Origin of the sequence: Saccharopolyspora sp. (assembly GCF_017434145.1) — a bacterium.
In the GTDB taxonomy this organism is placed as follows: Bacteria; Actinomycetota; Actinomycetes; order Mycobacteriales; family Pseudonocardiaceae; genus Saccharopolyspora_C; species Saccharopolyspora_C galaxeae.
Window position 1 is genome coordinate 1 of the sequence record NZ_JAFRFW010000208.1, and the last position, 13,142, is coordinate 13,142.

13 protein-coding genes and 2 pseudogenes are annotated in these 13,142 nt (G+C 69.3%); 4 read left to right on the plus strand and 11 right to left on the minus strand.

All coding sequences use genetic code 11. The features are described 5' to 3' along the window. Positions 1-322 (plus strand): annotated as a pseudogene (locus IJH84_RS05770) (DeoR/GlpR transcriptional regulator); the annotation flags it as partial. 23 nt (positions 323-345) lie between these two features. Here IJH84_RS05770 and IJH84_RS05775 read toward each other — a convergent pair. From IJH84_RS05775 to IJH84_RS05795, 5 genes are all read right to left on the minus strand, one after another. Beyond that, positions 346-1,197 carry an SMP-30/gluconolactonase/LRE family protein gene (locus IJH84_RS05775; RefSeq protein WP_295141190.1) on the minus strand — a complete coding sequence of 284 codons (852 nt, stop codon included), beginning with the start codon at positions 1,195-1,197 and terminating at the stop codon, positions 346-348. A gap of 25 nt (positions 1,198-1,222) precedes the next feature. Beyond that, positions 1,223-2,233, minus strand: a complete 1,011-nt coding sequence (locus tag IJH84_RS05780) for an alcohol dehydrogenase catalytic domain-containing protein (protein WP_295141193.1) — start codon at positions 2,231-2,233, stop codon at positions 1,223-1,225. Between the two features lie 52 nt (positions 2,234-2,285). Continuing rightward, positions 2,286-2,558: a hypothetical protein gene (locus tag IJH84_RS05785; RefSeq protein WP_200072329.1), complete on the minus strand. Its 273-nt coding sequence runs from the start codon at positions 2,556-2,558 to the stop codon at positions 2,286-2,288. A 21-nt stretch (positions 2,559-2,579) separates the two neighbouring features. After that, positions 2,580-4,253 (minus strand): sodium:solute symporter family protein, encoded by a 1,674-nt coding sequence (locus IJH84_RS05790; RefSeq protein ID WP_200072397.1) that lies wholly within the window; start codon positions 4,251-4,253, stop codon positions 2,580-2,582. A gap of 79 nt (positions 4,254-4,332) precedes the next feature. After that, complete coding sequence (locus tag IJH84_RS05795; protein WP_295141201.1) at positions 4,333-5,361, minus strand: LacI family DNA-binding transcriptional regulator; 1,029 nt, start codon at positions 5,359-5,361, stop codon at positions 4,333-4,335. Between the two features lie 279 nt (positions 5,362-5,640). On the opposite strand from IJH84_RS05795, the gene IJH84_RS05800 reads away from it, so the two are divergent. The 3 genes from IJH84_RS05800 to IJH84_RS05810 all read left to right on the plus strand — a co-directional run bounded on the left by IJH84_RS05800 (position 5,641) and on the right by IJH84_RS05810 (position 8,313). Further along, positions 5,641-5,835, plus strand: a complete 195-nt coding sequence (locus IJH84_RS05800) for a hypothetical protein (protein WP_200072327.1) — start codon at positions 5,641-5,643, stop codon at positions 5,833-5,835. Positions 5,836-5,915: 80 nt separating this feature from the next. Then, entirely contained in the window at positions 5,916-6,755 is an 840-nt protein-coding gene (locus IJH84_RS05805) for a p-hydroxycinnamoyl CoA hydratase/lyase (protein WP_295141204.1), read from the plus strand. Positions 6,756-6,828: 73 nt separating this feature from the next. Continuing rightward, positions 6,829-8,313 (plus strand): long-chain fatty acid--CoA ligase, encoded by a 1,485-nt coding sequence (locus IJH84_RS05810; RefSeq protein ID WP_295141207.1) that lies wholly within the window; start codon positions 6,829-6,831, stop codon positions 8,311-8,313. A 173-nt stretch (positions 8,314-8,486) separates the two neighbouring features. On the opposite strand, the gene IJH84_RS05815 is transcribed toward IJH84_RS05810, so the two are convergent. The 6 genes and pseudogenes from IJH84_RS05815 to IJH84_RS05840 all read right to left on the minus strand — a co-directional run. Then, positions 8,487-8,972 (minus strand): MarR family winged helix-turn-helix transcriptional regulator, encoded by a 486-nt coding sequence (locus IJH84_RS05815; RefSeq protein ID WP_295141210.1) that lies wholly within the window; start codon positions 8,970-8,972, stop codon positions 8,487-8,489. Between the two features lie 56 nt (positions 8,973-9,028). Next, complete coding sequence (cutA, locus tag IJH84_RS05820; RefSeq protein ID WP_200072324.1) at positions 9,029-9,346, minus strand: divalent-cation tolerance protein CutA; 318 nt, start codon at positions 9,344-9,346, stop codon at positions 9,029-9,031. A gap of 22 nt (positions 9,347-9,368) precedes the next feature. Then, positions 9,369-10,109 (minus strand): GntR family transcriptional regulator, encoded by a 741-nt coding sequence (locus IJH84_RS05825; protein ID WP_200072323.1) that lies wholly within the window; start codon positions 10,107-10,109, stop codon positions 9,369-9,371. Positions 10,110-10,182: 73 nt separating this feature from the next. Then, positions 10,183-11,340 (minus strand): acyl-CoA dehydrogenase family protein, encoded by a 1,158-nt coding sequence (locus IJH84_RS05830; RefSeq protein WP_295141217.1) that lies wholly within the window; start codon positions 11,338-11,340, stop codon positions 10,183-10,185. A 22-nt stretch (positions 11,341-11,362) separates the two neighbouring features. Further along, positions 11,363-12,535 carry a CaiB/BaiF CoA-transferase family protein gene (locus tag IJH84_RS05835; protein WP_295141219.1) on the minus strand — a complete coding sequence of 391 codons (1,173 nt, stop codon included), beginning with the start codon at positions 12,533-12,535 and terminating at the stop codon, positions 11,363-11,365. After that, positions 12,532-13,142 (minus strand): annotated as a pseudogene (locus IJH84_RS05840) (hypothetical protein); the annotation flags it as partial. The gene IJH84_RS05835 and the pseudogene IJH84_RS05840, both read right to left, overlap by 4 nt.

Sequence of the window (13,142 nt, forward strand, 5' to 3'; positions counted from 1 at the left end):
CCCCGAGTTCGAGTCCTGCGCGGGCCCCGAGGTGCTGCGCCAGCTCGACCGCTTCCGCGTGGACGTCGCTTTCCTGACCGCCACGTGTGTCCACAATGGCGGGTTGTCCCACCCGGTGCGGGAGTACGCGGAGAACAAGGAGGGCTTCGTGGCCGCCGCCGGCCGCTCGGTCCTGGCCGTCGACGGCGGCAAGTTCGGGCGGACGGCTACGTACGCGCATGGGGATCTGAGCGGGTACGAGGTCCTGATCACCGACGGTGCGGCGCCGCGCGAGCAACTCCGGGCGGCGGAGAAGTGCGGGGCCGAAGTGCGGGCCGTTTGAGCCGGCGCGCGCTGCGCCGTTGGTCAGCCGTCGAAGGTCAGCGCCGGAAGACCCCGACCGGCACCGCGGGCGACGAAAAGTGCGCCGGATTCCGGGTGGGCGGCGAGGTCCGTCGCCTGCCTGGACGTGGTGACGTAGAGGTCCGTGCAGGACGGGCCGCCGAAGGTGCAGGAAGTGACGCGGGGTACGGGGATGTTGAGGACGTCGAGGAGTTCGCCGCGGGGTGAGTAGCGGTGCACGGCGCCGCCGCCCCAGAGGGCGACCCACACGTCGCCGCCCGCGTCGACCGTGAGGCCGTCCGGGGCGCCGAGCGCGGGGTCGATGTGGGTCAAGGTCCGGCGGCGGGAGAAATCCCCTGCGGTGTGCTCGATCGCGTCGATGCGTTGGGTGGGAGTGTCCACGTAGTACGCGGTTCTGCCGTCCGGGCTCCAGGCGAGTCCGTTGGAGATGGTGACGCCGGAGAGCACTACCGTCACGTTCCGGGACGTGTCCAATCTGTACAGTCGGCCGCGGCCGGTGGCTTCGTCGTAGGCCATGGAGCCGCAGTAGAAGCGGCCCTGCGGGTCGCAGCCGCCGTCGTTCATCCGCACACCGGTGTCGCTCCAGAGGTCTTCCATGGGAACGACCGCGGTGAGCGAGTCATCGGCCAGCGCGAAACCCCGTTCCAGCGCCAAAACCGCGCCTCCGCTGCGCCTCGGCCGGAGCGCTGCGACGACGGAACCGACGTGCGCGCGTTGCACGGAACCGTCGCGGCGCAGCGTGAGCACGTCGCCTGCGAGCATGTCCACCCACCGCAGACCGCGCCATGCGGGGTGCCACACCGGGCCTTCGCCGTGTTGCGCGCACGGTTCGGTCACCTGCTCGACGCGTGTCATCTTGCAGCCCCCTACGACGCGGACTTCAGGGTTTCAGCAGTACTTTCACGACATCGGAGTGCGGGTTGCGAAGCGCCGACAGTGCGGTCGCGGCCTCGTTGAGCGGGAACTCGTGGCTGACGATCAACCCCGGATCCAGGCGTCCACAGGAGAACATGCGCACCGCGTGCGTCCACGCGCGCGAAGGAGCTCCGAAAACCGTGTGGACGGTGATCTGCGAGGTCACCAGATGAGCCGAGGATACCGAGTCGTCGGCGGATGGAACACCGGTCAGCGCAACGCGGCCACCGCGCCGGGCGAGACGAGTGGCGAGGTCCGCTGCTCCTGCGCCATCGGCGGCCTCCAGCACGGCGTCGAAGCGGCCGACGCGTTGCAGTGCGTCTCGCGGAGTGATGACGCTCGTGGCACCGCACTCGACCGCGAGTTCGGCGCGAGACGATTTCGGCTCCACCACAACGAGTTCGGCAGGTCCCGAGCACGACAGCAGCTGCGTCGCCAGCAGCCCGAGGCTGCCGCCGCCGACCACGGCTACTCGTTCCCCGGTGGCCGCGCCCAGCCGGAGGCACGCTTCCGCTGCGCAGGCCGAGGGCTCCAGCACCGCCGCCGCGCGCAGGTCAGCGTCCGGAGGCAGCAGGTGCAGCAGCCGCGCGGGCAGCACCAGCTGGTCCGCCCACCCGCCGGGACGCGTGAAGCCCGTCTCGTCGTAGCCGTCGCCGCAGAGGTTGTTCTCGCCGCGACGGCAGGCGTCGCACACGCCGCAGCCGCGGAACCCCTCGCCCACCACCCGCCGATCGACATAGCTCGGGTCCACTTCGGACCCGGCTGCCAGCACGGTGCCGGACCACTCGTGGCCGGGAATCACCGGGTACCGGACCAGGCCGTCCGGCCTTCCGCCGGTGAACAGTTCGCGGTCGGAACCGCAGATTCCGCTGTAGGCGACCTGGATCAGGGCCTCTCCCGGACCCGGGTCGACCCGCTCGGCACGACCGACGCGGAGCGCGCCCGGTCGGTCGATGACGACCGCGCGGCCGCTCACGAGGCCCCCTCGGGGACGGTGTCCGAAGTGTTCCGCATGTCGTCCTCGCCGGTCAGCCGTCGAGCCGCAAGGGGCGCAACCGCAGCCACAGCAGGAACAACAGCCCGCACGCCAGCATCGCCGCACCGGTCCAGAGGTTGATGTTGATGCCTTGCGCCTTGCTGATGTCGGCACCGTCTGCGAACAACCCGGCGCCGCCGATCAGCGCACCGTAGAACACGAAAAGCCCGCCGATCACCATGCGCACGTCGAACAACCGGGAGGCCGTGCCGGAGCGCCGCTCCAGTTCCGCGACGTCCTCGACGGGATCGTCCTGGTCCTGCATGAGTTCCGCCTTTCCCTCGGATCACAAGGAGAACGGGATGTAACAAGCCGCGGCGAGCACGATCGCGCCCCAGCCCAGCAGCGCCGGACGGCGGTACCAGGCGGCGTCACCGGGTGCGGCGACGCCGGTGTCGCGCGCGGCCTCGCGGGTGTAGACCAGGCCCTCCAATTCGGACGCCGGTTTCGGGCGGGTGGCCAGCGCGACCGGCACGCTCACCGCGACGTCCACGGCGAAGGCGATGATCGAAGAGATCATGTTCGCGCCCTGGTCGGTGCTGATCGCCACGAAACCGGTCTTGTACGCGACGTAGAACGCGATCGGTGCGACGGTTCCGGCGAGCAAGCCCCAGAACCCCGCTTTGGCGGTCATCCGCTTCCAGAACAGCGCCAAGATGAACGTCGCGAACAACGGGACGTTGAAGAACGAGAACAGGGTTTGCAGGTAGTTCATGATGTTGCTGAACGACGCGGCGATGAACGCAGTGCCCATCCCGGCCAGCACGCCGACCGCGGTGATCACGCGACCGACCCGCAGGTAGTGCGCGTCCGGCATCCCGGGTTTCAGGTAGGGCCGCCAGATGTCGGTGGTGAACACGGTGTTGAAGCTCGAAACGTTCGCGGCCATGCCTGCCATGAACGAGGCCATCAGCCCGGTGACCGCGAGTCCGAGCACACCGTTCGGCAGCAAATCCCGCATCAGCAACGGGATCGCGTCGTTGTAGTCGTGCCCGCCGGTCTGCCCGATCTGCGGGTGGATCAGCAGCGCGATGATGCCGGGCAGCACGACGATCAGCGGGATGAACATCTTCGGGAACGCCGCGATCAGCGGAGTCCGCCGCGCCGCCGAGAGGTTGCGCGCCGACAGCGACCGCTGCACCTCGGCGAAGTTCGTCGTCCAGTAGCCGAACGAGACCGCGAAGCCGAGCCCGATCGTGATCGTCAGCCAGTTCGCGCCCAGCGGGTTGTCCTGGCCGAATCCGGTTCCGCCCCATGCGGTCAGGAATTCCGGCCCAGGACCGGATTGGACGCGTTCGATCAGTCCACCGACCCCGCCGATGCGCACCAAGCCCAGCACGGTCAGCGGCACCAGCGCGGCGACGATGACGAAGAACTGCAGCACCTCGTTGTAGATCGCCGAGGACAGCCCGCCGATGACGATGTAGGCGAGCACGAACAGGCCCGCGGTGAAAATGGACACCGTCAGCGGCCAGCCGAGCAGTGCACGCAGCACGATCGCCAGCGCGTAGAGGTTCACCCCGGCGATCAGCACCGACGCCACGGCGAACAGCGACGCGCTCAGCAGGTGCGAGGACGAGCTGAACCGGCGCAGCAGGAATTCCGGGACGCTGCGGACTTTCGTGTTGTAGTAGAACGGCATCATCACCAGGCCGAGGAAGACCATCGCCGGGATCGCGCCGATCAGGTACCAGTGGATCGTGTAAGCGCCGTACTGCGCGCCGTTCGCGGCCATCCCGAGGATTTCGGTCGCCCCGAGGTTCGCCGACACGAAAGCCAGGCCGGTCACCCACGCGGGCAGCGACCGGCCGGACAGGAAGAAGTCCAGGCTGTTGCGGACACTTCGCCGCGCGGCCAGGGCGATTCCCAGCACCACGGCGAAATAGCTGACCAGGATGAGGTTGTCGAGCCAGTTCATGGACAGCCGCAGGCTGTCGGCGGCCATCGTGGACACTTCCATGGTAGGTGGTTCGGGCAAGTGCATCGGTTTTCCCTCGGCGTCGTTGGCGAAGTCTGTCCCCTGGCGGATCCGGTGCCGCTCAACACCTCCCGGGTCCGGTGCTGTCGCGCACGATCAGCTCGGCGGGCACGATCGAACGCCGCACCGGCCGGCCGCCTTCCATCCGCAGCAACATCTGCTCGAAGGTTTTCCGCCCGAGTGCGAGGAAATCCTGCCGAACCGTGGTCAACGGCGGGCAGAAGTAGGCCGCTTCCGGAACGTCGTCGAACCCGACCACCCGCACGTCGTGCGGAACCGAAAGCCCCGCCTCGGCCATCGCACGCAGAACTCCCAGAGCCATCTGGTCGTTGGCGACGAACACCGCGTCGACCCCGCCGTGCGCGACCAGTTCCCGCCCCGCTTCGTAACCGGAGCGCGGGCTCCAGTCTCCGCGCAGTACCGGTGGTTCCGGCACTCCACGCACGCGCATCGCGTCACGCCAGGACTGCTCGCGAGCCTCGGTCTCCAGCCACCCTTCCGGGCCCGCGACGTGCCAAACCGGGCGGTGTCCCAGCGCGAGGAGGTGCTCGGTCGCGAGCCGCGCTCCGCTGCGCTGATCCACCGCGACCACCGGGACCGGCGCCTGGTCGGTGTCGGCGACCGCGACCACCGGAACATCACCGGGAACATCCGCCAGCGCCTGAGCGGTCCGCACGTGCGGGGCGATCACCACGATCCCCGCCACGCACTGTCCACGAAGGACATCGATGGCCCGGCCGGAGTCCTCCGGATCGCTGACGCTGGAGATCGAAACCCCGTAACCGGCCTCGCGCGCGGCGTTCTCCACACCCAGCAGCGTGCTGGCCGGTCCGTGCAACACGGAGTCCAGGGCCACCACCCCCAACGTGCGGGAGCGGCCGGTGGCCAGTCCCCGCGCGAGCGCGTTCGGGCGATACCCGAGCTGCTGCACGCTTTCCAGCACCCGCTTGCGGGTATCGGGCTTGACCGGGCCGGTGTCGTTGAGCACGCGCGAAACCGTCATCTGCGAGACGCCTGCGAGTTCGGCGACGTCGTGCAGCACCGGCTGGTGGCCGGACCGGCGGGCGGGACCTCCGGATCGCTGCACCACATCGACTCCCCTCGTCGCGTAGCAGTGCAGTGTTAGCGATAACAGCGGGACCGTCAACGGACCGGACGCCTTGCACACCTGGATCCCGCCGTTCGCCGCGGAAATTCCTGCGAACGCCGCAGCGACTACTACCCGGAGCGGATCCGCGCCGCGCTGCCCACCGGATCCGAACCGGCAAGCGGCCCGCCCCGGAGGGCTGGGTTCTGCTTGCTTGCGGGCGTCCGAGGACTCAGCCACCCGAACCGAGCCCTGAACAGCTCCTAGTGCATGATCGACATCATGCCGTGGCACCTTCCGCTCGAGACCGCGCAGCCGCTCACCCAGGCCGCACCGCTCGGCGCGAGTTCGGGACCGATGGGCGTCCTGTTCATAGTGGCGATGGTGCTGCTCGCGATCGCCCTGGTCCTCGCCGTGCTCGGCCGGTGGATCCGCTACCGCAACCGCCCGCGCGCCAGCGACGAGCGCTACATCTGAACCTCCCCCGGGTTGACCGTGCGCCCCCGCCTTGGCACTCTGCCATCAGGAACCCTGATCGAATTGAGGTGGCGGCACCGGTGGACGAGCAACAGCCGTGGGGCGAGTCGGTCCTGGTCGAGTTCGACGAGGGGATCGCCTGGGTCTCGCTGAACCGCCCGGACAAGCGCAACGCGATGAACCCGGCGCTCAACGACGAGATGATCCGCGTGCTCGACGCCCTGGAAGGCGACGAGCGCTGCAAGGTGCTCGTGCTGACCGGCGCCGGCGAGTCGTTCTCCGCGGGCATGGACCTCAAGGAGTACTTCCGCGAGGTCGACGAGACCGGCAGCGTCGCGGTGCAGGCGCGGGTGCGCAGGGCCAGCGCGGAATGGCAGTGGAAACGCCTGGCGCACTGGGCGAAACCGACCATCGCGATGGTCAACGGCTGGTGCTTCGGCGGCGCGTTCACCCCGCTGGTGGCCTGCGACCTCGCGATCGCCGACGAGGCCGCGACGTTCGGGCTTTCCGAGGTGAACTGGGGAATCCCGCCGGGCGGAGTGGTCAGCCGCGCGCTGGCCGCCACCGTCAGCCAGCGGGACGCGCTGTACCACATCATGACCGGCGAAACCTTCGACGGACGCGAGGCGTCCCGGATGCGCCTGGTCAACGAGGCGGTCCCGGCCGGGCGGCTGCGCGAGCGCACCCGCGAGCTGGCGCTGAAGCTCGCCGGGATGAACCAGGTGGTGCTGCACGCGGCGAAGGTCGGGTTCAAGGTCGGCGCCGAAATGCCGTGGGAGCAGGCGGAGGACTACCTCTACGCCAAACTGGACCAGTCGCAGTTCGCCGACGGCGCAGGCGCCCGCGCCAAAGGCATGTCGCAGTTCCTGGACGACAAGAGCTACCGTCCGGGTCTGAGTTCTTTCGACCCGCAGCAGTGACTCGGCGGCGCCCTGCGCGCCCGGACCCGCGGGGCCACCGTCCACTCAGGATACTCGGCGGAAGGTGAGGCGGTTGCGCAACCAAGGGCTCGGCTCCTGGCCCGCGCGGCGGGCTCGGATGACTCCGCACCGGATCGCCGTCCGCTACGGTGATCTCCGCCTGACCTATGCCGAGTTCGCTGCACGCGTGGCCGACCTCGCGCGCGGGTTGCACGAGAAAGGTGTGCGCAGCGGCGATCGGGTGGCCTTCCTCGGCCCGAACCATCCGGCCTTCCTTACGACGTTGTTCGCCTGCGGACGGCTCGGCGCGGTGTTCGTGCCGGTGAATTCCCGCTTCACGGCGTCCGAAGTGGAGCACGTGGTGCGGGATTCCGGTTGTTCGGCGCTGATCCACACCGCCGATCGAGCCGAAACCGCGGCCCAGCTCGGCATCGAGCGGCTGCGCACGATGCCGGTCGACGAGCCGACGCCGTCCGCGGGCGCGGCCGAGCCGCCGGACCTGCCGGTCACGCTCGACGATCCCTGTTTGATCATGTACACCTCGGGCAGCACCGGCCGCCCCAAGGGTGTGGTGCTCACGCACGGAAACCTGACCTGGAACAGCTACAACGTGCTGGTCGAGAACGACCTGACCGCCGACGAGCGCACGCTGATCGTCGCGCCGCTGTTCCACGCGGCCGCGCTGGGCATGGTCTGCCTTCCGACGCTGCTCAAAGGCGGCGAAGTGCTGCTGCACCCGTCGTTCGACGCCGGGGCGGTGCTCGAGGCGATCGAGCGGGACCGCGTGACGCTGATGTTCGGCGTGCCCGCGATGTACGACGCCCTTGCGGCGCACGAGGAATGGGCCGGGACCGACCTGTCGAGTCTGCGGCATCTGCTGTGCGGCGGTGCGCCGGTGCCGACCGCGACGATTCAGCGTTACGTCGCAAGGGGTTTGAGCTTCTCGCAGGGCTACGGCATGACCGAGGCGGCGCCGGGCGCGCTGTTCCTGGACCGCGAGCACACCACCAGCAAGATCGGATCAGCCGGGGTGCCGTCGTTCTTCACCGGCGTCCGCGTCGTCGACGCCGCCGGACGCGACGTGGCGCCCGGTGAGCGCGGTGAAGTGGTGGTCAGCGGGCCGAACGTGATGCGCGGCTACTGGAACCGGCCGGAAGAGACCGCGATCGCGTTGCGCGACGGCGAATTCCGCTCCGGCGATGTCGCCGAGGTCGACGAGGACGGTTACGTCTACATCGTCGACCGCATCAAAGACCTGATCATTTCCGGCGGGGAGAACATCTACCCGGCCGAGGTGGAGAACGAGGTCCACGATTTTCCCGGCGTGGAATCCTGCGCGGTGATCGGTGTTCCGGACGAGAAGTGGGGCGAAGCCGTGCGCGCCGTGGTGGTTCGCGCACCGGGCGCGGACTTCGACGCCACGGCGCTGCTGGCGCACCTGCGCGGGCGGCTGGCCGGCTACAAGGTGCCGAAGTCGGTGCGGTTCGCCGAGGCGTTGCCCCGCACCGGCTCCGGCAAGATCAGCAAGTCCGAGGTGCGGGACCGCTTCGGCGAGTGACCCCGCAGCGAACTCACCGGTCGCGTTGCGCCGATCCGGCGATTCACGCGCCTGTCGGGCGCCAATGTCCGCGGCACGCCCGAGCCGTTTCTCCCAGAGTGAACGGACCGTTCGCCCAATCTAGTCGGACCAACAGGCCGTTCACTCGAAACTTCCGAGCGGCTGAGCGCGGCTCAGCGGCGGGCCTCGGACAACGCGCCGAGCGTGTCGACGCCGTGCCGCAGCGTCTCGCGGAACTCGTCGCGCTGGCGCTGGTCCAATCCGGCCAGCAGTTCGTTCTCCAGCTCCAGCACGGCGGGCGCGCAGCGAGTCAGCAGCTCGCGCCCGTCGTCGGTGAGCGTGGCCAGCAGCACGCGCCGGTTGTTCTCGTCCGGCCTGCGCGCGATCAGCCCGCGCTTCTCCAGCGCCAGCACCATTTCGTGCATCGTCTGCGGCCGCAGGAAAGAACGGCGGGCCAGTTGCGCCGACGACAACGCGCCCTTGGACTCCAGCACGGTCAGCGCCGTGTACTGCAACGTGGTGAGCCCGAGCGGGCGCAGCACATCGTCCATCAGCGCCCGGATCACCAGCTCCAGGCGTTTGACCAGGTACAGCGTCAGCGGTGTCGGCGAGGCGGCGGAGTCGAGCTCGGTGCCGGGCTGCTCTGCATGGCTGCTCACCGCGCCATGATGTCACCCCGCGCCGAGGCGCCCGCAGGACCTCGCCGATTTCCGGCTCACTGCATGGTTTCCGACTCCACCCAGGTCAGGTAACCGCGGTTGCCGCCGATGATCGGCGTGGCGATGACCTCCGGCACGTCGTAGGAGTGGTTCGCCCTGATGTGCTCGATCAGCGCCTCCAGCCGTTCCGCGGAGGTCTTGACCTGCAGCTGCCACTCCGGGTCGTCCTGCACCGCGTCGTCCCAGCGGTAGAAGCTGCGGATCTGCGCCACCTGCACGCACGCCCCCACGCGGGCGTCCACGATGCTGCGGGCCAGCTCGGCAGCGGCCTGCTCGGAGTCCGTCGTCGTCACGACCTGCACGTGATCAGCCATGGGCGCCAGGGTAACGCCCGGTTCAGCGCAGCGTGCGACGCAACCGCACCCGGTACGAGTAGTGCTCCGGCAGGAAGTAGCTCACCGCCAGCTCCACCGGCTGGCCTGCGGTGGACTGGTAGATCCGGTCGATGCGCAGCAGCGAGCGGTCCGGTTCGCAGCCGAGGTGCTCCGCCGCGCCCGCGGACGCCTGCCCGACGGTGATGCTCTGCTCGGCCTCCGCGATGGGATCGCTCATCCGCTCGTCCAGCAGCCCGATGATGGTGAACCGGCTGCGCGCGCCCACCTCGGTCAGCTCCGGCACGTCCGCCAGCAGTCTGCCCACCGCAGGCGGCAGGTAGACGGTGGACAGGCAGAACGGGATGTTCTCGTGCAGCCGCAGGAACGCGAGGGTGTGCACCCGGTCGGTGTGCAGCTGGAGCCTGCCCGCTGCGTCCAGCGCGACTTCTTTGCGCAGCGGTGCGACGAGTTCCATCGTGGTGTCGATCGACAGTCCCATGAGGTCGTCGACCGACCCGAACTGGCGCAGGTACTGCTCTTCGCGCGGAGCGGCGAAGGTGCCCCGCCCCGGAACCCGGTACACCATCCCTTCCGAGACCAGGTCCTGGAAGGCGCGGCGCACGGTCTGCCTGCTGACCCGGTGGTTCTCGGCGAGCTCGGCCTCGGTGGGCAGCCGCACGCCGTCCGGGTAGTCGTGGCGCAGGATCGCCGCGCGAAGCTCTCGCGCGAGCTTCGCGTAGGCGCTCTGCTTGGCCTCACCCACGTCCGCACCTCATTTCCGCTGAGGTCCCGACCGTAGCCGACGCCCGGCGGGCGGGGTCCGGGACGGCGAGCGTTCAGGCGTCCAGGCCGCCGCGGGAGACCAGTTGGGAGGCGATCACGTTGCGCTGGATCTCGTTGGTGCCTTCGCCGACGATCATCAGCGGGGCGTCGCGGAAGTAGCGCTCCACGTCGAACTCGGTGGAGTAGCCGTAGCCGCCGTGCACCCGCACCGCGTTCAGGGCGATCTCCATCGCCGCCTCCGAGGCGTAGAGCTTGGCCATCCCGGCTTCCATGTCGACCCGGCGGTCCGCATCGGACTCGCGGGCCGCGTGCAGCGTGAGCTGCCTCGCCGCGGTGAGTTTGGTGGCCATGTCGGCCAGCATGTTGCCGATGGACTGGTGCTTCCAGATGGGTTTGCCGAAGCTTTCCCGTTCCTGCGCGTAGTGCAGCGCGTCCTCGAGCGCGGCCCGGCCGACGCCGAGCGCCCGCGACGCGACCTGGATGCGGCCGGTTTCCAAGCCCTTCATCATCTGCCCGAAGCCTTTTCCTTCGACCCCGCCGAGCAGCGCATCCGCCGGAGCGCGGTAGTCCACGAAGGACAGTTCGCAGCTCTCCACGCCCTTGTAGCCGAGCTTCGGCAGGTCGCGGGAAACCTCCAGACCGGGACCGTGCTCGGCCAGCAGGATGGAGATTCCCCTGTGCGCGGGCTCAGCGGCCGGATCGGTCTTGCACAGCAAGGCGATCAGCCCGGAACGCCGGGAGTTCGTGATCCACGTCTTGGCGCCGTCGACCACGTACTCGTCGCCTTCGCGGCGGGCATGGGTGGTCATGGCCTGAAGATCGGAACCGCCACCGGGCTCGGTCAGCGCCATCGCCGCGCGTGTCTCGCCGGTGGCCATCTTCGGCAAGTACTTGGCTTTCTGCTCTTCGGTGCCGAAGTGCAGCAGCAGCTTGGAGACCACGGTGTGCCCGCCCATCGCACCGGCCAGGCTCATCCAGCCGCGCGCCAGCTCCTCGGTGATGAGCACGTAGCACGGCGTGGACACCGGGTTGCCGCCGTGCTCCTCCGGGATGGCGAGGCCGAAGATGCCCAGTTCCTTCATCCGCTCGATGAGCGCCTCGGGATAGGTGTTGGCGTGCTCCAGCTCTTGCACGACCGGCTTGACGTCCCTGTCCACGAACTCGCGCACGGTTTCGACGATCAGCTGCTCGTCGCGGTCCAGGATGTCCACAGTGCTCACTTGGTGCTTCCTCTCAGATGACGCCTTGCGCGCGGAGTTCGCCGATCTCTTCTTGGTTCCGGCCGAGTTCGGCGAGGATCGTGCCGCTGTGGTCACCGACGTCCGGCACCGGGTCCATGCGCGGGTCCACTCCGGACAGGATGGCCGGTGGCAGCAGCGCGGGCACGACCGAGCCGGGGATGCCGATGTCGCGCCAGCGGCCGCGTTCGGTCAGCGCCGGGTGCTGCAGGAACTCCGCGACCGAGTTCAGCCCGGCGTTGGCGATGCCGATCTCGTCGAGCAGCTTGCCGGCTTCTTCGGAGTCGAGGCAGGCGAACCGGTCCGCGATGATGCCGTCGAGCTCATCGCGATGCCGGACCCGCGCGGAGTTCGTCGCGAACCGTTCGTCGCCGGTCAACCCCGTGTCACCGAGAAACCGCCCGCACAGCGCCGCCCACTCGCGATCGTTCTGCACCGCCAGCAGCACCTGCTTGCCGTCGGCCGTGGTGAACGGCCCGTACGGCGCGATCGTCGGGTGGCTGGCCCCGGCGCGCTGCGGCTGGGTGCCGGTGTGCCGGGTGAAGTGCGCGGGCTGGCTCACCCACTCCGCGAGCGAGTCGAACAGCGACACCTCGACCGAGCGGGCCTCGCCCGTCGTGGCCCGCAGGTACAGCGCGCTCAGAATCCCGGAGTACGCGTACATCCCCGCCGAAATGTCCGCAATGGACACTCCGACCTTCGCCGGTTCCTCCCCGCCGGTCAGCGACACCAGACCGGTCTGGCACTGCACCAGCAGGTCGTAGGCCTTGCGCTGCGACCAGGACCCGCTGGAGCCGAACCCGGAGACGTCGCAGACGATCAGCTTGCCGTTGTCCAGGCTTTCCGCGTCCAGGCCCATCCGCGCGGCCGCGCCGGGAGCGAGGTTCTGCACGAACACGTCCGCTTCGGCCAGCAGTTCGTCCAGCACCGCGCGTCCGCGCTGGTCCTTGAGGTCCAGCGCCAGCGACTCCTTCGACCGGTTCAGCCACACGAAGTAGCTGGCCTGCCCGTCGACGGATTCGTCGTAGCGGCGGGCGAAATCCCCGTCGCCCGGCCGCTCGATCATGAACACGCGGGCGCCGAGGTCGGCGAGCTGGCGGGTGGCGAACGGCGCGGCCACCGCCTGCTCGATGCTCACGACGGTGATGCCGTCCAACGGCCGCATCAGTCGATCACCCCTTGGCGCGGGAACGTCCGGTCCAGCAGGTCGCGCACCGACTTCCAGTTCCCGCCGTCGAGCAGGCCCGCGGCTCCGCAGGCGCTGAGCTTTTCCGCCAGTTCAGCCGAATTCGGCGGCCGGGACGGCGATCCCGGCGGGTGCACCAGCTCGGTCCGCAGCGGTTCGCCGTCGTGCTCGACCTCGATGTCGACCGCGCCGGCCAGCAATCCGTCCGCACCCGGTGGGTAGGCGGTTTCCACGCGCCGCAACAACTTCTGCGCCTCTGGGCGCGCGACCGCTTCGTCGCTGAACGACGCGAAATCCGGGTAGTCGTCGAGCAACGCCGTCGCCACCGCGTACTGCATGCTGAACTTGCCTTGCAGCCCCGTGCCCGGCCGGTCGTGGATCAGCGGCTGCACGGTCCCTTCCGGAGTCCGCACCCGCACGCGCCGCACTTCGCCCCGGATGTCGCCGCGCACCTCGCGCAGCGCGGCGATCGGGCGCTGCATCGCGTAGCAGCACGGGAACACCTTGATCGCCAGCCCACCCGGCACCGCCGGGCCGTTCAACGCGAGGTCACCGGGTTGCCCGCCCACCAGCCGGAGCCAGTCGTCCA

Excerpts from the sequence above, each read along its gene's own strand:
- IJH84_RS05800 (WP_200072327.1), top strand. The coding sequence starts at position 5,641 with ATGCCGTGGCACCTTCCGCTCGAGACCGCGCAGCCGCTCACCCAGGCC.
- IJH84_RS05790 (WP_200072397.1), bottom strand. The coding sequence starts at position 4,253 with ATGGAAGTGTCCACGATGGCCGCCGACAGCCTGCGGCTGTCCATGAAC.
- IJH84_RS05785 (WP_200072329.1), bottom strand. The coding sequence starts at position 2,558 with ATGCAGGACCAGGACGATCCCGTCGAGGACGTCGCGGAACTGGAGCGG.
- IJH84_RS05775 (WP_295141190.1), bottom strand. The coding sequence starts at position 1,197 with ATGACACGCGTCGAGCAGGTGACCGAACCGTGCGCGCAACACGGCGAA.
- cutA (WP_200072324.1), bottom strand. The coding sequence starts at position 9,346 with ATGGCTGATCACGTGCAGGTCGTGACGACGACGGACTCCGAGCAGGCC.